The following is a 20,321-nucleotide window of genomic DNA, read 5'->3' on the forward strand; positions in this document are numbered from 1 at the left end:
CGGCCGACTTGGATTTTTTGAACCTCAAGCAGCGAGGGCCTCAAAAATCGGTGGGTACTTCAGACCTTCCTTAGCGTCCAGTAACGGCGAGTATCGTAAGAGGAAGCGCTACCTAGGGAGGGTTTAATGTAAAGCTCAGCTGGAATCAAATTCCGCATGAAATAGCTCAAATGATGCGTGCCAGCAATGATGTGGCGCATTTGATACCTTTCTCACGAAAATTACTGCTGAGGTTAATCCCCTCTGCGTGAACAAACGTGATGTCGTGAATGCCCATGAAAGACAGTACCTGACGTAGGTATGGCTCTTGATGATCCGAACTGTCATCGGCATGAATTCCACCTCGGGCGGTTAAGACGACTGCGCGCTTGCCAATCAACAAGCCTTGGGTACGGGTGGGCGTGTATTTGAACGTCACCCCAGCTCGAATCACATGGTCAAGCCAAGCTTTAAGAGTGCTTGGAATGCCGAAATTGTACATTGGCGCGGCGATGACCAGCATGTCAGCTGCAAGTAGCTCATTAGTCAATTCGTCGGAGCGCTCCAAGCAAAGCTGCTCCGTGTTGCTGCGTGCTCCAGCAGGCTTCATCCATCCACCTAGCAAGTTTGAGTCCATATGGGGTATGGGGTTGAGGGCCACGTCACGGATAATGATCCGATCGGTCGGATGCGCAAACCGCCACTGGCTGATGAATTGCTGGGTCAGTTGTCGAGAAACTGACTCCTGTTGGCGAGCGCTGCTTTCAATGATCAGAACGCTGAGCATGATTCCTTATTCTCTATCGGCTTGAGTCGATGAAGCCTAGATTAGTCGTATTCACATCATAAAAAGGTGGAAAAAGCTGCTGTCAATTATCGATATGGTTGTTCTATACACATTTCACCTACATCGTTACGTTAACAGTGTTCGGGACGCTGGATCACCGGTTGACTTGGCCGTGTTTACAGACGTCAGAAGCCCCTATCTGTGAATATATGGATAAGGTAAATCGCGAATGGGACAAAAATTTAGAGATCGGTCTTTATTATTGCTAAGGTGGAATAGTGAAGGTAAATTGGTGGATGCTTAAACTTAAGCGAGGGTATGTTGAGTGCATCGAAATTAAGTAACTTAAGAGGATCACGGAGGAGGCCGCTTATTTAGCCATCCACTCGATAACTGCTTTGTAATCGTCTGGTGTACATTGCACGCAGAGACCTTTAGGGGGCATCACGCTGTATCCGGTAGTGACTCGCTCGACGAGTATATCCATTCCTTGGTCGAGGCGCGGCGCCCAAGCGCTTTTATCTCCCTTTTTAGGCGCAGTGTGTAATTGACCGTTATGGCATATCCCGCATGACTGATTGAAAACAGTTTCTGGATCCTGAGCGGCCCCTACTGAGACGGGAAGCAGGCTGATGGCCAAAATGGCTAAATATTTCATGTTGCACTCCGCTTTTTCTTACAAGGATCAGCTAAGCCAAGCCTTTGCTCATCATTTTTTATTAGAAGGCTCGCAACTGTAGTAGATATAATGCGAGGTGCTTCTGGCCACTGTCACAAGTCAGTATTGACGGTGATCTATTAGGAAACTCTATGCACCCATCAAAATGAGCTGGAATCAGTGACGTTTGTTTAGTTAAGCGTCACTGATGTACACCCTTAAGGTCATCAATGCATCTTGTTGTGATCCGGCATGTTCAGAGCCCGTGCTGTTGCTTCAACCGTTATCGACTCCTTCTCGCCTCTGGCATTCTCTATCGTTAGCGTCAGCGGTACCTTGTCACCTTCTTTGACTTGCTTAACCAGGTCAATCAGCATGACGTGATATTTGTCGGGGTCTAGGGTGACCGGCTTGCCAGCAGGCAAGTCGATGAACTCCACTGGTTGCATGCTCATCACGTCGTTTTTCATGGTAGACAGGTGAAGCTGCACAATTTTGGCGACCGTAGACTGGACACTGAGCAGCTTGCTGTCGCTGCTAGATGTAATAGTCATGAACGCGCCGGTCGCCTGCTGCCCTGCGACTGTAGCGCGAGCCCATACATCTTCTACTTGCGTCTGGGCTGAAGCCTGGCAGGCCAGTCCCAGCAGGGAAAACCCAAGTACGAACTGTCTGACGCATTGAGTAATGCTGGCTTGATTGAGAGTTGAGTTCATTAGGACACCTTCATGACGGTAAGCAAATCTTCTGCACATTCTTGTGCTGAAAGCGAGTGAGGCAATCCAAGACGTAGCGTTCCCCTGATGTCGTAGACATAGCTCGTCGCGGAATGGGATAATGTATAGGTTGATCCGCTGGGGATTTTTTCATAAAACACGCCAAACTCTTTGGCTGTGGCAGCAGTTTCTTCGAGTGTTCCGTAAAGTGCGACAAATGACGGGTCAAACGTTTTCACGTAAGCGTTGAGCACGGCTGGTGTATCGCGTTCAGGATCCAGCGTAATAAAAATGACCTGAAGTCTGTCGCCATCCTTGCCCATCAGTTTTTTGATTTGTACTGCGCGAGCCAGAGCCGTCGGGCAAATCGCGGGGCACTGTGTAAATCCGAAGAACACCAAGGGGATCATCCCTCGATAACTCGAGAGCATTCTAACGTCGCCGTTAGTATCTTTTAATTTGAATGAGCGGCCAAGGATTTGATTGCTCAGATTTTTGCCGTGTTTGTACGTCAATTCTTCTCTGGTATCGCATCCAGTCAAGATGCTCAAGCTGAGTAACCCTATTCCTGCAACCACCTTGCGGCGAGTCATCAAAACGCTCATGAAATAATGCCTCTTGGTTCGCCCATCAATTCAGTCAACTGTAGGGACGCGTCACTTATAAAATACTGTCTGTTACCGAAATCGTTTTTATCGATAGATCTCGACTTAACGCTAAGTCAGGCGGGAACCATTGATCATCATTTGGGATATTTTTCTGACCTACGGGAGGTAGGGCGAAAAGTCTAACAATGCCAGCAGTCTTTCATAACCTGCGACATTGTGACGCATGCTGTGCGTTGAGCTTCATTTGAATGAGCTTGCCAAGCTTCCCGCGACATCCTGTCGCAGGTAGCTTTAAGGTGAGTAGCCCGAAGGTTCTTCCGTACGCAGATGAGCAAAAACCTAAAATCGTTAGCGAATGGGTTCCCACATTGCACTGAGTCTGTAAAAAGCAGGTGTGCCCGTCGGTCACTCTTGAGTAGCCCTCGCGCACCTGAAGGTAGCCCTCTCGTCTAGGCTATTCGTGTGCAACGGCTGGCGAGATGCGGGAGGGCGTCGAGTCGTGAGCCAGAGAGGTGCCCTAGTGTTGCCGTATGTCTAGCCATCTTTGCAGAAGTCACGCCGATAACCCTTTTGTCGAGTTAATCCTGTGTGAAGCCACCTAAATTCGCGTGCTAGACTCGTGGCCGTAAATCGTGGGTATCCTTGGCTGGTCGGCTTGATCGGCATCTCTCGATCTTCAAGCCCTCCATAATTTGGCACAAGAATCGCAGCCATGAAATCGTCCCTACTTAACCGCTCGCTCGTTGCTTGGACGCTGTATTTTTGCGTCTTATTCAACGTGTTCGCCTGCGGTTTGGGACATGGGCAGATGAGTGGGCTCACCCTCAATGGCATAGGTGGCGAGTTCTGCTCTACATCGGGTAATAGAATTCCTACCGAGAGTCCGGATTTTTCTGACCAATCACCCAGCGGTTGGGCCGGTAGTCTTGTCTGCCCAATCTGTTCTGCGGTTACGTTAAGCATCGTTTTTCTGTTGGGCCTGATCTGGCTCCTGCGAATCGTCCAAAAGCCACGCCCTGGTCGTGAGCTGCGCTGTAAGGCACCCCCTAGATACTCGTGGCCGTCGGCCAACCCTCGCGCTTCTCCCCTGATCTGACGTTCGTATGTGGCCGATTTGATCGTCGGCTGTCGCCTATTTTTCGTCGCCCGCTTATCGCCAGATTGTCGCTGTTGCGACCGCTGTCGGGCGTCGTCCATTTGTCTCGGGAAAGAAGGCTTATGGCTCGCGTTTTCGATTATCCGGATTGCAGATTCAGCACTGTCGAAGGAAGAACTTTTAGCTTTCCAGCTTCTGATAACCCGCCAGCGGCTATCAAATGGAGGCCGGCATGCGCGATTTAATTACCCCTTCCGGGGCCTCGCGGTTGGTCAGTAAGGCCTCGCCAACGAGCAAGGGTGGCGATTTCCTGTTGCCGTTTCCTGACTATCCCAGTAATGCACGCTGTTTTGTTCACCTGGACGCTCGTTTACTGCCTTACTGGCATACGCTGTTTGATGTTTGTCCAAGGTTGCTGAAGCTGGATCCTCCCGATGGCTTGAATATATTTCGAAGCTTTATGACGTGGGCTTACCGTAACCATCCACCGCTGAACTGGACTTATTACCTCAGTGTTTGTCGATGGTTACTGACGTCAACCTACCAGAAGCAAATAAATGAGGAGCACATCGACGCCTTCATGACTGCAGCGGCCGCCCGCTGGATAAGCACAGATGGTAGCCAGGCCAGGGGACTGGTGTTGGCTTGGGAAGGATCGCCGATGAGGGTGTTTGACTGGAAAATAGCTCCACGTTCAGGCGTAGGCTTTGACCCTGAACAAGAGGAATTTCCACCTACGCCTTGGGACTTCGCCTGGTGTCCTTTGACAGGGAAGGGCGGCGCCGGATTTCGCCGCTGGCTTCCCATTCCCTAGTCCAATCAAATACACAGTCGTCGAGGACTCGACGCGTACTAATGGGCATCGGGCATGCGACAACTTGTCACGTCTTGGCCTGGGCAGTTTTCGGATGTGGCGAGTCTTCACGTCGTTGGCCCATTCTTGGTTGAAACTGAAGAAAGGTGCGACATAACGTCGCAGGTGAGAGATTTTTTGCTGCTGTCATCATTCTGGTTTGTACTGATGTGTTTTCAGTCCTTCAGCCTTTTAATACCGGGTTAACCGCGCAGAACGACGTAGTTGATATGTGCATACAACCTTACTTTGGTGACGTCTCGCTTAATGAAAATCGCACGCACTGAACGCTCGCTCGTGGCATGGATTCTCTATGTATCCATCCTGTTCAGTGCTTTTTCCTGCGCGATCGGCCACGGTCAAATGGCTGGGTTGCAGCTCTCCAGCCTAGGGGGTGAATATTGCTCGCTTGATGGCAATTTTGGGGCTGATCTTGACGACTCGGGTCTAGCAACAACGACCTCCACCCCTGGCTCCAGTTGCGTACTGGTTAGTCTTTTCAGCGCACTAATTCTCGCCGCTTTTTTTGGTCTATGGGGACTACTCACAATCGACCAGGCGCGACCTTTCGCCAGGTTGTATCTCTCGCGCTCAAATCGTTACCGCTGGCCTCCAGCAAACCCTCGTGCATCCCCCTATGGGCTTCCGTTGCTCTGAAATTTATCGTCCAGGCTGGCTGCTTTGTAGACAGCCTGCGCACTAATCGAATGAAAAACTGGAAGCTCTCTATGTTTCGCATGACGACTCTGGCGCTGCTCGTTGGCAGCAGCGCACTTGCTTGGGCTCAAGATGATTCCTTGAAACTGCCCGACATTAAGATATCCACTTCTGCTGCCGAACCCGTGGAGGCGACCGCTCTCAACCTGGACGAGACCATCGAGAGCGGCTCGCGTCTAACGCTAAGTGCGCGCGAGAACCCCGCATCGGTCAGCGTGGCAGGCCGCCAGACCATGGAGCGTATCGGAGCGCGCAACTTTCAGGATGCTGCTAATGCGCTGCCTGGCGTGAATGCATCCGCACCACCTGGTTGGGGAGGTTATGTGGCCTATCGTGGATTCAATGGTGCGCAGATTGGTCAGTTGTTCAACGGCATTAATTTGCAATACGGAGCCGCTGCGCGTCCTGTCGGATCATGGATTTACGATCGAGTTGAGCTACTGGGCGGGCCATCTTCCTTTCTCAATGGCAGTGGTGCGGTGGGCGGTAGCCTGAATTTCATCACCAAGTTGGCCAGCCGTGACAAGGACAGTCTTGAGGGAAGGGTGAGTTACTCGCGCTACGACACTTGGGAGACCGCCATCGGCGTCAACCAGGCGCTCAACGAGGGGGAAGGAGCTCGCCATTATGCGCGTCTGGACTACAGTCGCACGCACACCAATGGTTATATCGATCGTCAGGAGAATGGAGCTGGCAATCTGGCGTTCTCCCTGCTGAGCGATATCAACGACCAGCTTTCCCACACACTCGCCATCGAGTATCTGGAGGAGCAGGAAGACAGCCCGTACTGGGGCTCGCCAGTGTTACAGCCACTGAGCGGCAAACTTCCTATTGATAAGCACAACCGTTTCAAAAACTATAACGTCGATGATGGGCGCTACGAGCAGAGAACTCGTTGGCTGCGGTCGATCACCAACTACCGTTTCGATGATGCTACCGGGGTTCGCAATACCTTCTATCACTATGACGGTCAGCGCGATTACCGCAATCTTGAGGTCTATCGCTTCAACGCGGGTAACAACGCCGTGGCTCGCTCTGCAGGCTATCGCCAGCGTCATGATCAGGAGGTGAACGGCAATCGTCTGGAGCTGACGCACGCGGGGGAGTTGTTTGGGATGGCCAGTGACTGGGCCTTTGGCATGGAATACAGCCGCAACAAACAGGTCAACTATCCGCTGTCCATCAATGGGTCTTTCGGCGTTGCGGTAGACCCGGGCAGTTTCGCTCCAGGTGCGTTTCTCAACATCCCCGGCATGGATGCCGCACGTACCAAGGGCCGCAGCACCTGGACGGATACCACGTCGACTTTTATGGAAAATCGCACGCGCCTGACGGATCGACTGGCATTGGTTACAGCACTTCGCTATGACCACATTGATTTCGAGATTGTCGACCACACGGCGCGCAGTTCACTTGATCGCCGCTGGGACGCCTTTACCGGCCGGGCAGGTCTGGTCTATGACGTGACCGATAGCGCCAGCCTCTACACCCAGTACAGCACCTCGGCCGAGCCGCCAGGCGGAACCCTGACCAGCGCAAGCATCGGCCAGGTCGGCGACTTCGATTTGAGCACCGGACGCCAGATTGAGGTGGGCAGCAAATTCGACTTCCTTGATGGCCGCGGATCTGCCACAGCAGCAGCCTATCGAATCGTGCGCAAGAACATTTCTGTACCCTCTTCCACACTGCAGAACACCACCGAGCAGGCAGGCCAGCAGACCTCTACGGGTATCGAGTTGGCGGCATCGTTCAAGATAACTCCCCAGTTGTTGGCTGCCGGTAATTTCGCCTGGGTGAGGGCCGAATACGACGAATTCAATGAGACCGTCGCCGGCGCGGTGCTTTCACGCAAGGGTAAGAACCCGGTGAACATTCCGGATCGCACGGCCAACCTCTGGCTGACGTACGATTTGGCACCGCAGTGGCAGGTCGGCGCTGATGCGCGCTACGTCTCTTCGGTCTACGCCAATACCGCCAACACTATGTGGGTGCCGTCCTACACGGTCTACGGATTGCTCCTCAGGCATGACCTCGATGCGCATACAGAGCTGAGTGCGCGTTTGCGTAACCTCACGGACGAGACCTATGCACGCTTCATTCATCAGACCAACACTCAGTATTACCTGGGTGAGCCGCGCAGCCTCGAAGTGGCTGTGCAGTGGAGATACTGATGATGCTCTTACAACGACGAACTGATTTACCAGTTCACTCATGCGCACTGCTGTCTTGCTTTTTCTTGCTCATGCCTCTGAGCCACTTGAGAGCTGCTGATGCAGTACACGGTTTGCCTGCGAAAATCGAGCTTGATCCGCTGGATATTGTTGGCAACAGGATCAATGTGCAGCCAGACCTGACGAGCGCGCGCGCGAAGCTTGAGAGCCGAGCTGCCAGCACCGCAGTTATCGATGCTCAAAGTTACCGTAACGGGCGAGTTACCACGGTAGTTGACGCCTTGGGCTTTGCGCCAGGTGTCTTGGCGCAGAGCCGTCACGGCGATGAGGCTCGTTTTTCCATTCGGGGCTCGGGCATTCAACGTGGCTTTTTGATGCGCGGCATTGAGCTTTACCAGGATGGCATCCCGCTGAATCACGCCGACGGCAGTGGTGACTTCCAGTCAATAGAGCCTCTGGCAGCGAAGTACATAGAGGTGTGGCGAGGCTCCAGCGGTCTGGAGTACGGCTCCAATGCACTTGGAGGCGCGGTAAACTTTGTCTCACCAACCGGGAGAGATAGTGGGCCTCTGCTACTGCGTACCCAGATTGGCACTTATGATCAACGCCGCAATCAATTGGCTGTTGCAGGAGCCGGTGATGTATTCGACGGTTTTCTGAGCATCACTGACAGCCATCAGGACGGTTACCGCCAGCAGTCCGCAACGGACTCCACGCGTTACTTCGGCAATATTGGTATGCGTATTTCTCAAGACCTGGAGGCGCGTCTGTTCCTGACCCACCTCGAAAGCATGATGGAAATGCCAGGGAGCATTAGCAAAACAGCGCTACGCAACGACCCCCGTTCCGCGGGTGCCAACTACGAGCGCCTTAATGCACACAACGACTACCGCCTTGATCGAGCAGCACTGACGCTGAGCTGGAATGCCTCTGATCAGACCGAAGTCGAAACGTCGTTTTATGTAGCGGATCGCAAACGAGATCATGCAATGACCTTTGCGGTTCTGCAGCAGGATTTGATCGACACTGGACTGAGCGTCAGGATGACCACGGAGTTCGGCCAGCCAGATCTGACACGCAAGCTGACATTGGGAGCTTCTTACTCGCGTCTTGAAGGCAATGAGGATCGCTTTACCAATCCTGACGGTAAACCAGGTGTCATGACCCGCCAGAGCGATCTGGACGCTAACGAGAGCACTTTTTATGGCCAGATTAAATATGGACTGAGCAGCTATTGGGCCGTCGAAGTGGGTGCGCAGGTTGTGCAGGCTGAGCGCAAAACTGCCTTTAAAGGATTGCCCGCAATCAGCTACGACGAACGCTACGAGGGCATGAGTCCGAAGATAGGCGTGCTGTTTGAACCAGATGACAACACCCAGTGGTTCATGAGTATGAGTCGCGGCTATGAAGCGCCTCCGTTTGGTGAAATCACGGTCAACACTCAGCCACTCGCTGAAGATCAGGAGTCGACTACATGGGAGTTCGGGTATCGCCACCGACGGGGTGACCTACAGCTGGATGCCGTGATTTACCGATCCTGGATCGACCGAGAATTGTTGGCACTGAGCGATAGCCAGGGCAATTCACTCGGCACGGTAAACGCAGACAAGACAATTCATCAGGGCTTAGAGTTGTATGCCAATGTACCTCTGGCCGAGCAATGGTCGGTGCGTATGAACTACCTCTTCAACGACTTCAAGTTCGAGGGTGATTCGGTTTACGGCGATAACAAACTGGCAGGAATCCCTCGCCAGTTTATGCGCGCAGAACTGCGTTGGTCGCCGTCCTCTTGGCTTTACATCGCGCCCTCTGTCGAGTGGCTGCCAGGCAAGACATACATCGATCACGCCAACACCTTGTCAGCCAGTGGGTACAGCCTGTTTAACATGACTGTCGGTGGTGAGTTGGGCCGACATACCCGTTGGTTCGTCGAGGGGCGCAATCTTGCTGACCGCAACTACGCAGCGACAACAGCTGTTCAGGCCAATGTGCGGGGTGTGGACGGTGCTTATTACTTCTCAGGCGATGGCCGTAGCGTCTATCTAGGTTTGGAATGGCGTCTATAACTGCCGATCACTATGTCAGTGTCGGCAACATTATGACCTCCGCAGGCAGCGTCGCAATAATCGATTGCTGCCTGCTTCTGGTACACCCGCGGCCCGGTGCTGATGTGGCGAGTCGAACCGCGAAGAGGTTGGTGACGCCGCCGCATAGGCAATCCTCACAGCGCACTACATTGCATGTAGCCCAGCCGTTCAATTACGGTGATCTACTGCGCTACGGCCCGGTAACAATGCCAGTGCGACACCGCCCAGAACGACTGATGAGATCAACAAAAGATGCAGAGATATTGGCTCGTTCAAAATCAGCACGCCCGCGAGCGAAGCCATGATTGGTACGCTTAACTGAAGAGTGGCGGCTTGCTGTGAGCTGATGTGTTTGACGGTGCTGTACCAGAGCGCATAGCCACAACCTGATGCCAACACTCCAGATGCAAGCGCGTAAATCACTCCAGGAAGGCTCATGTGTAGGCCACTTCCGAACACGGTTGCTGGAACAAGTAAAAGCAACAGTGGGAAACACCTCGCAAAATTGCCGGCGGTTTCCGCGAGTGGATTCACCGCTGACTTTCCGAGCAGCGAATAGGCCCCCCATGCCCCCCCCGAAATTGTCATTATCACTGCGCTACCCAGAGGAGGGGAACTTGCGCTTGGCAGCAACAAGATAAGCAAACCGCACGTTGCTACTAACATGCCGATCACCACTTTCTTTTGAAATCGTTCACCTTGCGCCCAGGAAAAAATGAACATTGTGACCTGCACCGCGCCGAACAAAATCAGGGCCCCCATACCCGCACCGAGCTGGACGTAGGCTACAGAGAAGAGATAGGCGTAAACAAAAAGCGAAAGGCCTCCCTTCCAGCTTCCCCGGATAGCTGACTTCGGACTGCGAAGTCTGATCAACAGCAGTAGAAAAAAACCGCCACTGAGTAATCGGATCGCCGTGAATGATTCCGGATCTATTTGCCCTTCCATCAACGCCTGACGGCAAAAAATTGAATTTGCTGCGAAGGCCACCAAGCACAAAATCACTTGGAGTATCCAGCGTGGGCGGCTAGGGCGGTCTTGATTAGCATTTGTACTTATTATCATTGCCTGAAACCAAGTGGGTAGAAAATCTTTACCGCAATCGAGTCATTAAGATCGAAAGGGCCTCATCAGAATCGGCTAGGTCTGATATTTGTCCAGGTCAGGGCTTGCCCACAACATAGATTTTCTATGTCGTAAAGCGCTGCGATTGGCGCCTTGGTAGCAACACGAGATTTACGCCACGATTCCTATGAGTCGTCCACAGGTAGCCGTTATTGGGCGTTGGCACTTAGCTTCGAGCGTTCGCTTAAAACAGGCGAGCCCGTGGCGATTGCCGATGAGTTGGAGCTGAAAGACTCAAGGCGTGCCGGGAATCTGGGTTGTCCGCTGCAAGCTAAAGCTCGAGGAGGAATGACGAATAACGACTAGGCCTGAGATGTTGATTGGTCAGCTTCAAATAGCAACCAGTTTCGGAAGGCTTTCACTTTAGCCAGTTCAGCGCACTCCGGGCGATAAACGATGTAGTAAGCCTGGGTCAAAGGGCAGTCCACGCCTTTGTCTGCAAACGGTCTCACCAGGCGACCCGCTGCCAAATCGTCCTTGACCATCACGCTTCGTGCGAGAGCCAGGCCTTGCCCGTCTATGGCCGCTTGTAGAACCGAAGCAGAGTTATTGATCCGCAGTCCATGGCTGGCATTGACGTGATTGAACCCAGAGGCGTCCAGCCACATTCGCCATGTTGGGTAATCGCGGTCATTGGCCATTGAGAGGTCATGGATTAGCGTAGAACCTTCCAAAGCCTTTGCTGTAAGTTTGCCCTTCTTCAGTCGTGCGTAGTCAGGGGCGCATACAGGGAACATGACTTCATCCATGAGATGCACGGCTGTGAGTCCTGGCCATTTCCCTGCACCGTATCTGACCCCCACATCGACACGCTCAACCTGGAAGTCTACGGATCGAGCGTTCGTGTCCAGTAGCACGTTCATATCTGGATAATCCTGTTGAAACTGCTCGATACGTGGCAGTAACCATTTTGATGCAAACGCGGGGCTTACCGTTACCGTGAGTCCTGCGTGCACGCTTGAATCCTTCAAGCGAGTCAGTCCGATAGACAGTCGATCAAACCCTTCTCGAATATCGGGCAGGGCAGTCCGTGCTACGTCCGTCAGCATCAGACGAGCAGTCCCGCTGCTTGCACGCGCAAACAAGGCAATACCCAGCCATGACTCCAGGTTCCGAACTTGCTGCCCGACGGCAGCCGGCGTCACGTTTAACTCTGCAGCGGCTGCTGAAAAGCTCTGATGTCGCGCTGCGGCCTCGAAGGCTCGTAATGCATTCAGGTAGGCGGGAGTAGTCATTGATAGTTTTTCTGTCTCATGAGCGAATTCTTCTGCGTCGTCAGGCAGAGCACTTTTCTTCAGGATGCATGCCAAGCCAGTCATCGCTACAGCGAATAGGCGAACTCAACATCATACGTCGTTCCTCATTCGAAACCCCACGTCGGAGATTAAAGCATGCAAAGTTTTTCTAACAAGGTCGCAATCGTAACCGGAGGCAGTTCAGGTATCGGTAAAGAAGTCGCGAAACGTCTCGTTCAGGCCGGGGCCTGCGTGGTCATCGGCGGCCGAGATGAGGTGAAACTTGCGCAAGCGGCGTTGGAAATCGATGCGTCAGGCCAAAAGATGCGCACTTACGCTGGCGATATTGCACAGCTAGCCACCGCAGAAGCTTTGGTTGATGCCGCAGTACACAACTTTGGTGGAGTCGATATCCTGATCAACAACGCAGGCATCTTCAATCCAAAGCCCTTTCTTGATGTGAGTCCGCAAGAGTACGACTCCTTCCTGAACATCATTCTGAAAGGCAAATTCTTCATGGCTCAAGCGGCAGCAAAAGCCATGCTGAAGCGTGGAGGAGGGGCCATCGTGCAAACAGGATCTCTCTGGGCAATCCAGGCTATCGGTGCCACTCCGTCCGCTGCTTACTCCGCAGCAAACGCTGGCGTGCATGCGCTGACACGTAATCTTGCACTGGAACTTGCTGGTTACAAAATACGCATTAACACTGTTGCACCTGCGGTGGTAGAGACGCCGGTTTACGGAACGTTCATGGATGCTGCACAGGCTGAAAAGGTGTTGAAGACCTTTAACGCGTTTCATCCACTCGGGCGCAATGGTCAGCCAGCAGACGTTGCCCAGGCTATTTTGTTCCTTGCCTCAGATGAGGCGTCTTGGATTACCGGGACGGTATTGCCGGTCGATGGAGGCGTCACTGCAGGGCGTCATTAATGACCTGGACAAGCTAGGATTTTAGTTAATCACGATTGGTGAATGAGGCATCACGGCCCACATCATTTTGTTTCGGGCGGGGTGTTAGGGGTACTGAAAACGTTAAGTCCTTGGTGTCTCTAGTGATAGAAACAGGGGCCCCGAAGGCCCCCTATAACTGAGCAATGTGCCTTTTACGCCGTCAGATACTCGTCCACCGACTTGACGGTGGCGTAACCGAACTCGAAGGCTGCCATCATCGTGGCATGTGCGTGAGCAGCAGGAACGTTTACACCACCAAATGTGAGATCCAGCGTGGCGCAGGCGTCATGCAGCACCGTAACGGGATAGCCCATGTCTACCGCCGCGCGCACTACGGCGTCTATGCACATGTGGCTCATTGCACCAATTACCACGAGTTCCTCGATGTCTGTGGCTTCCAACTGCTTCTTAAGATCCGTTCCCCGGAAGGCGTTGATGTGTGCTTTTACAATCACAGGCTCGTCACCCACGGGTGCAACAGCGGGCTGAATTTGCGCGCCGTTCGAGCCCTTGATGAAGATCGGAACGCCTTCATCATTGGACTCATGTCGTATGTGAAAAACCGGGGTACCTGTATCGCGCGAGTGGCTGATCACTCGTTCAGCATTCGCTACAGCATCTATGATTCCTTCTAACGGCAATTTACCGGTGGGCAGGTATTCATTTTGCAGATCAACTACTACAAGGCCACGTTTCATGAACGATCTCCGGTCTAATTATTCGAGCATAGGCATTGAGTGGTGAAGGCTCAGATCGGCAGGTAGAGAACCTGCTTTATTCCGAATCAAAAAGGCTTGAGTCAGAACTCCAGCGAAGCGCCATCTTCCGGAATATCTACCCGGCTCTCGATACCTTGCTTTTTGACGTATGTGCGTAGCTCTTCACGAGTAAGGGACATGTGGTTAATTGCGTCCATGTGCACTGCGACAATTTTCGCGTCCTTCGCAGCCTTTGAGGCGCGTAAAACGTCTTCCTCGCCCATGATGATCGATCCCTTATAGCCGGTCATCATTGCTTTCCCGGCATTCAGTACGATGACTTCGGGATGATATTTCTCAATGGTCTGATCAACCTCTTTTCGCCAGATTGTGTCGCCGGCGAGGTAGAGGGTCTTGTAGCCCGGCGCCTGAAAAACTACGCCCATTGCTTCGCCCAGAGGCTTCGCGAGAGCTGGAACGGCATACATCTCGTCGGTACCGTGCTGCCCACCGGTCTTGGTGATTTTGACGCCGCCGAATTCAGCTTCGTCAGTCAGCACGCGCACATTCTTGAAACCTTGGGAGCGAATCAATTTCGCATCGTCTTCATGCTGTGCAAACAGAGGGATGTCTTTGGGTAACGCTTTTTGAGCGGCATCATCCCAGTGATCGAGATGCGTATGCGTGACGATGACAGCGTCTACGCCAGAAATCACTTCTTCGGGCGACTCTGTCAGATCGACGAGGGGATTACGCAGGTTGCTGCGGTAAGTATTGTCAAATCCTGGGTAAGTACCTTTCTTGGACAGCATCGGGTCGATCAGAAAAGTTGTGTCGCCATAAGAGATTTTCACCGTTGCATTACGGATTTGCTGCAAACCGACTTTATGAGCTGCATCGGGAGTTTTGTGAGCGTCGGAACCTGCGAATGCCAACGGAGTGGCCGCAGCGCAAGCAATGCTCAGGGCGATGGGAAGTGTTTTGAGATTCATGGGCTTAGTCCTTTGAATAGGTTATGACCCCATTCTCATGCAACGGTATACAGGGTACCAGTGGCCTGAATGACATATTTCGATATAATCGGGCCATGTAATCAGCGCTGTTCACGAATGTGAGGCTTACCGATGAAATCCATCAGGGTTGCTGTTCTGGCTTTCGAAGGCGTGAGCCTGTTCCATCTCTCCGTGCCCGGAATGGTGCTGGGGACGGCTCAATCCGCTCCTGGCGAACCTCAATACGAGGTCAGCTACTTCACAGAGTCGCCAGGTATGGTCAGCAGCGACCAAGGCATCGGCCTAAAGGTCAGTCACGGTCTGGAGCTGATGGAGGTATCCGACGTGATTGTCATTCCGGCGTGGGGCGATCAATCGGTCGCTGCGTCTGCAGAACTTGTGAAAGCCTTGCAGCTCGCGAACACTCAGGAAAAACTCATCGTGGGCTTATGCCTGGGCGCGTTTGTGCTCGGGGCTGCGGGACTGCTTGACGGTAAAGAAGCCACCACTCACTGGGCAGCCCGCGACGAGTTCGCACGCCGTTTTCCTGAAGTTCGCTTCAGGCCCGAAGTGCTCTATGTCAGTGATGGCAACATCATGACCTCGGCGGGTACTGTGGCGGCAATCGATTGCTGCCTTCATCTGGTACGCCAGCGACTTGGCGCTGATATCGCGAATCGCACCGCGAAGATGCTGGTGACCCCGCCGCACAGGCAGGGAGGCCAAGCGCAATACGTGGAGCACGCGGTGCCGCAGCTATCCAGCGAGACGCACTTATCTGATGTACTAGCGTGGGCCCGGAAGAATCTGGCCAAAGATCTGACGCTCGACGTGCTGGCGGACAAGGCGAAAATGAGCAGGCGTACATTTACCCGGCGATTCAGAGACACCACTGGCAGTACCGTCTCGAAATGGTTGAACGCAGAGCGCGTCGTCAGAGCACAAGAGCTGTTGGAAACCACCGATTTGCCGATCGAATGTATTGCCGGCGAGGCAGGTTTCGGAACGCCTTTGTCGCTGAGGCAACAATTCGCTGTTCATCTCGGGACGTCGCCGTCTGAATACCGACGGGCGTTTTCTCGCGAAATGAACCCAGGCCGCAAGACGAGCGGCAGTACGCTCACCGCCAAAGAGTCGGCTCACTCTCCTGCATGAAATAGAGATCTCGAGTGGTCAGGCAGTATCAGCTCTGACCACTGCGAGCAGCGCCTGCAGCGGATGCAAGATGGTTACTGCGTCCTGTCGCTTAACTTGGCTTCGGCAAGAATATCCGTCAGCCAATTACCGGCCTCAAGCGTTAAGCTTTTTCACAAGCGGTATTCATGACTGTTTGTAAATTACGCCAGAAGTGCCAGCGTTCTTTGCCTCATGCCCATAGGTGCCGGACATGCCACAGCATCCGCTGGCTTACACGCTTAGTTTTAACTCCATTCGCTCATAGACTTGCTGCCATAGGCCGACGATGCTGGGCTCATGTGTTTTTTCTGTGGAGTGGGGAAGGAATTGATAGGGATCGGCATCTTTCACAATTTGCGACTGTGGAAGCGTATTGGCGAGCCATTCCTGCGGCAGTAGTACGGTTGGAACCTCGTGACTGCCAATCGTCTTCGCATACTCCTGGCGATACACCAACGTCATCGCGGGATCGAGGCCCACCAGCGGTATTACGTACTCCTGAAGCTGGTGCAACGCTTCACCGTTGAAACGTGCGGCCTTTTCAAAAGCTTTGATGAAGCCTTGCACCTGAAGCGGTTTGCCATTGGGTGCAGAGGGTGCGATATAAACCTGATAGCCAGGCCTTGAGATCAGTTCGATCCAATCAATGAACGTGACTTATCGACACTTATCAGCCTGATGCGTAAAACAAAAGATAGGGTTGAGAAACTTTTTCTACTTAGATCTCAAGCAGGGTTACAAGCTCAAAGTCATTCGTAGGTGCAAACGCTCTGAGCACTCATTCTTGTGCTTCCTCGCCAGACCTAAAGCGTTCGCGATACTCGCCAGGCGTCACAGCATAGGTTTTCATAAAACTACGTATCAAGGTCGCTTCATTAGATAGGCCGCATTTTCGGGCAATTGTTTTGAGTGGCGTACGTGACGTTAGCAGCATATGACAAACGGCTTCCAAGCGGATTTTTTCGACCATTTTGCTAGGTGTAAACCCACTGTCCTCACGATATTTTCGAGCAAATGTTCGCTCACTCATATTCATGAAGTTTGCTAGTGAAGATACCGATAGATCGCCACTAATATTAGTGTTGATCCATGCGTGAAGGTCGGAGAAATTGCTGCTCTTTGACTGTAGGGTTAGTGTTGAACTGAACTGATTCTGATCGCCGGAACGCTTCAGAAAGACAACCAGATGTCGTGCAACCTCTAGTGCAGTAGCATACCCCAGGTCTGCCTCGATAATTGCAAGAGCTAAATCGATTCCTGAGGTGACGCCAGCAGATGTCCATATATCTCCATCGTTAATAAATATAGGCCCGCGCTTCACCTTGATAGATGGGAATTCAATTTCCAGCCTATCGTAGGCCGACCAGTGTGTTGTGACATTTCGTCCGTCTAATCTTCCGGCAGTCGCCAGTGCAAAGACCCCTGTGCAAACTGAAACTAAGCGAGATGCTTTTTCACAATGCCCTACAAAACTTCTAAAGAAATCTGGATGTTCACAAAAGTTGTGAATTCCAGGCCCGCCCGGCACGATCAGCGTGTGCGGTGCTGGTGTATCTATGCCCAAGACTTCGGCGCTGAACGAGAAACTAGGAAATATCTCCGTAGTTGGATCTAACGACAGAATGGATAATGAATATGGTGCATGATCAGCTTGCGCAAAATGGTTGGCAGCAATGAAAACGTCTAAAGGGCCGGCTAAGTCAAGCAGGCTGACTTCAGGATAGGTAACGAACTGAATACATTTGGCAGGCATCTGCGATCGACCCTCGTCTAGAGACTACTATGCGGATTTGTGAATCTTGGCAGGAATCGGCAACGTTTTGGCATTTTTTTTACCAATTTTCGTTTATTTTAGCCTCTTGAGAGTTATGCAGGTTGGATCGATGGTAACTGAGGTTTTAGTAATATTTCGGTTTGTCTATATTTAATTTAGCAGTTTACCTAAATTTATAAATTCTTTTCAGCTGGGAGGTTTAATTTATGCCGAGTCTTATGAGAACAGCTATGGGATTCGAGATTAAGATGGATGATGATTTTCAGAACAGGATATCTCACGTTCTTGAATTGTTAGAAAGCGATTCTGTGGGTAATGCAACATGCGAGTTAAAAAAAGGTTCCGAATCAGATGGCTGGGTAGTAGAGTGTTTATGGCATGATCAAAATGCTATGCATGCTCATTTCGTGTCGAGTCACCTGCAAGATTTGATAGCCCTCCTTGCTTTGCGATCCCGTATAATTAAATTCGAGTGTGGAATTTTATTGATCTAATTTCCAATGGTGCTGGGGTTTTATCAGGTTATTTCCTCTTTCGATGAACAGGTATGGAAAGCAGGGNACTCCAGTATAAAGTGCACGACCATCACCTGGCGAATGCAGGGATGCCTGCGCGCCATCCGGGTCGTACCAGACATATTCATAGTATCGATTCGTGAGATTCTTCAGCTGCAAGTCAACACTCACTGATTGAGTCACCTTGTAGGTTGCGCCAAGGTTCATTAGCACGTAACCGCCGTAAGTCCCCTTCGTATTTTCCCGCTCCAGATAATAATTAGTCTGACCGTTCATCCACGCGGTCAGCTGTAATGCAGGTGTCGCGTCATAGCTGATGCCAGCGTTGTACAAGTGATGCGGGATGTGGTCGATTTCCTGACCTTTGCTGTTAGGCAACGTGGCACTTGGCTGGAGTATTTTCGAATACTGCCAGGAGTAACCCATCCAGATATTGGTGCGTTCATTCGGATACAGGTTCATCTGTAAGTCGTAACCCCAGCGACGTGTTTCACCGACATTATCGGATTCGCCGCTCGGGTCGTTCAGCCGGCGACTGACTTCCCCAGAGGCCTTTTGCTGCCAATAGGCGACGCGTCCATCCACCCAGTCAACCGGCGTGAATTTGATGCCTGTTTCCCATCCCTCGTTGATCGAAGGTGCTAGGTCAGTATCTCTGGGCGGAATCTTGTAAGCCGCCGCCCCGCTGCCCACCTGGAAGGTACGCCCCCAGTTCGCGTAGAAGCTGGCAACTTCCCACGGAGAATAGACAACGCTAATCTTCGGCTGCTTGATCAGTCCGTAGTCGTTGATGTCGAAATTTGTGCCGGTCGTTTCATTAGTGAAATCGCCCTGGATCTTGTCGACCCGGTAGGCGGGTACGATCTTCAGAGATTCGAAAGGTTTTATCTCTGCTTGGGCATAAGCGCCGTAGGTGTCGAAGTCGAACTGCTGGTCGCGGGTTGTAGCTAGACGCTTACGGTCTCTGGTGCGATATCGCTCACTTTTGTTTTGCTGCTGCTGTACGTCCGCGCCACCTTCCAACGCGAAGTCGTATAGCCATTTGACTTCCGGTCGCCAGGTCAGGGAGGTGAGGGCGCCATATTGCGTCTCATAAGCGTCGCGTTCCTGTTGTGCGCTGGTGCTCCAGTATTGTGTCCAGCGCCTGTCATCGAAGGTGTTGACGTAGGTCTTCGCTGACCAAGCAAGCGTATCAGCCAAGTCTGTATCGAAATGCAGACTGACCTGATTCATACGACGAGTACCCTTGTCCGTCGCGTTGAAGCTGTTGGTCATTTCCGGGTGATGACGTGCATCATCTTCACTCAGATAGCCTGGCTCCTGAGCCTCGGTTTCGTAGTGACGAGCGATCAGTCCAATACGGTAACTGTCATCGTCCGGCGTATAGAACCATTTGCCCGACATCGAAAACTTATCTGCTTCAGCGTGATCTCTGTAGCCATCAGATTTTTGATAGGCGAAGAAATAGTTTTGCGTCCAGTTGCTGCCCTCAATGCCATTGGCAAGTTGGGCCTCGTGGGTATTGAAGCTGCCATAGCGCAGCCGCGCCTTGTTGTAGTCGCCCCCCGTGCGAGTCAGCATGTTCACGTTGCCGGCAATATTGTTCAGGCCATAGCGCGCATCGCTGGTGCCGCGCACCACCTCAATGCTGTCCAACTCCATGGGGAAAATCATGTCCATGTACGGCATATTGCCGTCATTGCTGTTGCTTGGGATGCCATCAATCAGCAATTTTACTGCGTTCACTTCACCTTCGCCGTTGAAGCCTCGGAAGGAGATTTTGCCTGACGTGGTGCCTTGGTTGAACTCAGTCAGCATTACCCCCGGAGCGCGGCGGAACAGCTCCCAACTGTAATTGACTGGCATCTTTTCGAGGATTTCCGCGCCCAAAATATCCACCGAGCTGAGTACGCTGCGGGTAGCCAAAGGGCCACTGGCGGAGCCTTGAACGCTTACGGCGCCCAAGGTGAGCGTCGAGCTTCCGGGCTCGCCGGCTTCAGCCTGTGCCAAGGACAGCGGGCTGGATACCAGTACGCCTATCGACAATACAGGCCACATAGAACGGGACACAGATAAACGCTTTGCAGAGCGCAAAGAAAATGGAGCAGGCATGGCACGCACTTCCTGATCATCAAGAAACTTCAAGGGCGTTCAGCAACCGTTGCAGATCGCTGAAAGAATTT

16 protein-coding genes and 3 pseudogenes are annotated in these 20,321 nt (G+C 52.4%); 8 read left to right on the forward strand and 11 right to left on the reverse strand.

All coding sequences use genetic code 11. The features are described 5' to 3' along the window. Positions 1 to 166 precede the first annotated feature (166 nt). The 4 genes from IFT98_RS20775 to IFT98_RS20790 form a co-directional block, all read right to left on the reverse strand. Complete coding sequence (locus IFT98_RS20775) at positions 167 to 766, reverse strand: FMN-dependent NADH-azoreductase (protein ID WP_192051387.1); 600 nt, start codon at positions 764 to 766, stop codon at positions 167 to 169. 370 nt (positions 767 to 1,136) lie between these two features. Next, positions 1,137 to 1,424 carry a c-type cytochrome gene (locus tag IFT98_RS20780; RefSeq protein ID WP_005764646.1) on the reverse strand — a complete coding sequence of 96 codons (288 nt, stop codon included), beginning with the start codon at positions 1,422 to 1,424 and terminating at the stop codon, positions 1,137 to 1,139. A gap of 227 nt (positions 1,425 to 1,651) precedes the next feature. After that, positions 1,652 to 2,140, reverse strand: a complete 489-nt coding sequence (locus IFT98_RS20785; RefSeq protein ID WP_005764644.1) for a copper chaperone PCu(A)C — start codon at positions 2,138 to 2,140, stop codon at positions 1,652 to 1,654. Next, complete coding sequence (locus IFT98_RS20790; protein WP_192051389.1) at positions 2,140 to 2,745, reverse strand: SCO family protein; 606 nt, start codon at positions 2,743 to 2,745, stop codon at positions 2,140 to 2,142. Before IFT98_RS20790 ends, IFT98_RS20785 begins: the two co-directional genes overlap by 1 nt. Positions 2,746 to 3,460: 715 nt before the next feature. Here IFT98_RS20790 and IFT98_RS20795 point away from each other — a divergent pair. From IFT98_RS20795 to IFT98_RS21045, 6 genes and pseudogenes are all read left to right on the forward strand, one after another. After that, a complete protein-coding gene (locus IFT98_RS20795) occupies positions 3,461 to 3,844 on the forward strand; it encodes a DUF2946 domain-containing protein (RefSeq protein WP_080898717.1) in 384 nt (127 codons plus the stop codon). 232 nt (positions 3,845 to 4,076) lie between these two features. Next, a complete protein-coding gene (locus IFT98_RS20800) occupies positions 4,077 to 4,658 on the forward strand; it encodes a putative natural product biosynthesis protein (protein WP_032710420.1) in 582 nt (193 codons plus the stop codon). Positions 4,659 to 4,964: 306 nt separating this feature from the next. Continuing rightward, complete coding sequence (locus IFT98_RS20805; RefSeq protein WP_162484647.1) at positions 4,965 to 5,354, forward strand: DUF2946 domain-containing protein; 390 nt, start codon at positions 4,965 to 4,967, stop codon at positions 5,352 to 5,354. Positions 5,355 to 5,425: 71 nt separating this feature from the next. Next, complete coding sequence (locus IFT98_RS20810) at positions 5,426 to 7,585, forward strand: TonB-dependent receptor (protein ID WP_192051390.1); 2,160 nt, start codon at positions 5,426 to 5,428, stop codon at positions 7,583 to 7,585. Next, a complete protein-coding gene (locus IFT98_RS20815; RefSeq protein ID WP_244651037.1) occupies positions 7,585 to 9,651 on the forward strand; it encodes a TonB-dependent receptor family protein in 2,067 nt (688 codons plus the stop codon). Before IFT98_RS20810 ends, IFT98_RS20815 begins: the two co-directional genes overlap by 1 nt. Before the next feature lie 11 nt (positions 9,652 to 9,662). Beyond that, a pseudogene (locus tag IFT98_RS21045) lies at positions 9,663 to 9,812 on the forward strand (GlxA family transcriptional regulator); the annotation flags it as partial. A 28-nt stretch (positions 9,813 to 9,840) separates the two neighbouring features. On the opposite strand, the gene IFT98_RS20820 reads toward IFT98_RS21045, so the two are convergent. Together IFT98_RS20820 and gcvA are read right to left on the reverse strand one after the other, a co-directional pair. Further along, the gene (locus IFT98_RS20820) at positions 9,841 to 10,737 is read right to left on the reverse strand and encodes a DMT family transporter (protein ID WP_044392271.1); all 897 of its coding nucleotides are present in this window, start codon (positions 10,735 to 10,737) and stop codon (positions 9,841 to 9,843) included. 362 nt (positions 10,738 to 11,099) lie between these two features. Then, positions 11,100 to 12,032: a transcriptional regulator GcvA gene (gene gcvA / locus IFT98_RS20825; protein ID WP_032710446.1), complete on the reverse strand. Its 933-nt coding sequence runs from the start codon at positions 12,030 to 12,032 to the stop codon at positions 11,100 to 11,102. 156 nt (positions 12,033 to 12,188) lie between these two features. Here gcvA and IFT98_RS20830 point away from each other — a divergent pair, with 156 nt between their 5' ends. Next, positions 12,189 to 12,962, forward strand: coding sequence for an SDR family NAD(P)-dependent oxidoreductase (locus tag IFT98_RS20830; protein WP_192051392.1), 774 nt, complete (start codon positions 12,189 to 12,191; stop codon positions 12,960 to 12,962). A 173-nt stretch (positions 12,963 to 13,135) separates the two neighbouring features. On the opposite strand, the gene IFT98_RS20835 is transcribed toward IFT98_RS20830, so the two are convergent. Together IFT98_RS20835 and IFT98_RS20840 are read right to left on the reverse strand one after the other, a co-directional pair. Then, on the reverse strand, positions 13,136 to 13,681 hold the full coding sequence (locus tag IFT98_RS20835) for a cysteine hydrolase family protein (protein ID WP_005764630.1): 546 nt from the start codon (positions 13,679 to 13,681) through the stop codon (positions 13,136 to 13,138). Positions 13,682 to 13,782: 101 nt separating this feature from the next. After that, complete coding sequence (locus tag IFT98_RS20840; RefSeq protein WP_192051394.1) at positions 13,783 to 14,673, reverse strand: MBL fold metallo-hydrolase; 891 nt, start codon at positions 14,671 to 14,673, stop codon at positions 13,783 to 13,785. Between the two features lie 132 nt (positions 14,674 to 14,805). Between IFT98_RS20840 and IFT98_RS20845 the strand changes: the two genes are divergently transcribed. Next, positions 14,806 to 15,828 (forward strand): GlxA family transcriptional regulator, encoded by a 1,023-nt coding sequence (locus IFT98_RS20845; protein ID WP_192051396.1) that lies wholly within the window; start codon positions 14,806 to 14,808, stop codon positions 15,826 to 15,828. 18 nt (positions 15,829 to 15,846) lie between these two features. On the opposite strand, the pseudogene IFT98_RS21050 reads toward IFT98_RS20845, so the two are convergent. The 3 genes and pseudogenes from IFT98_RS21050 to IFT98_RS20860 all read right to left on the reverse strand — a co-directional run. Beyond that, positions 15,847 to 16,494 (reverse strand): annotated as a pseudogene (locus IFT98_RS21050) (hypothetical protein); the annotation flags it as partial. Positions 16,495 to 16,627: 133 nt separating this feature from the next. After that, positions 16,628 to 17,602 carry a GlxA family transcriptional regulator gene (locus tag IFT98_RS20855; RefSeq protein ID WP_122797565.1) on the reverse strand — a complete coding sequence of 325 codons (975 nt, stop codon included), beginning with the start codon at positions 17,600 to 17,602 and terminating at the stop codon, positions 16,628 to 16,630. A gap of 582 nt (positions 17,603 to 18,184) precedes the next feature. After that, a pseudogene (locus tag IFT98_RS20860) lies at positions 18,185 to 20,250 on the reverse strand (TonB-dependent receptor); the annotation flags it as partial. Positions 20,251 to 20,321 lie beyond the last annotated feature (71 nt).

The sequence above is a fragment of the Pseudomonas sp. CFBP 8770 genome, assembly GCF_014841705.1.
In the GTDB taxonomy this organism is placed as follows: Bacteria; Pseudomonadota; Gammaproteobacteria; order Pseudomonadales; family Pseudomonadaceae; genus Aquipseudomonas.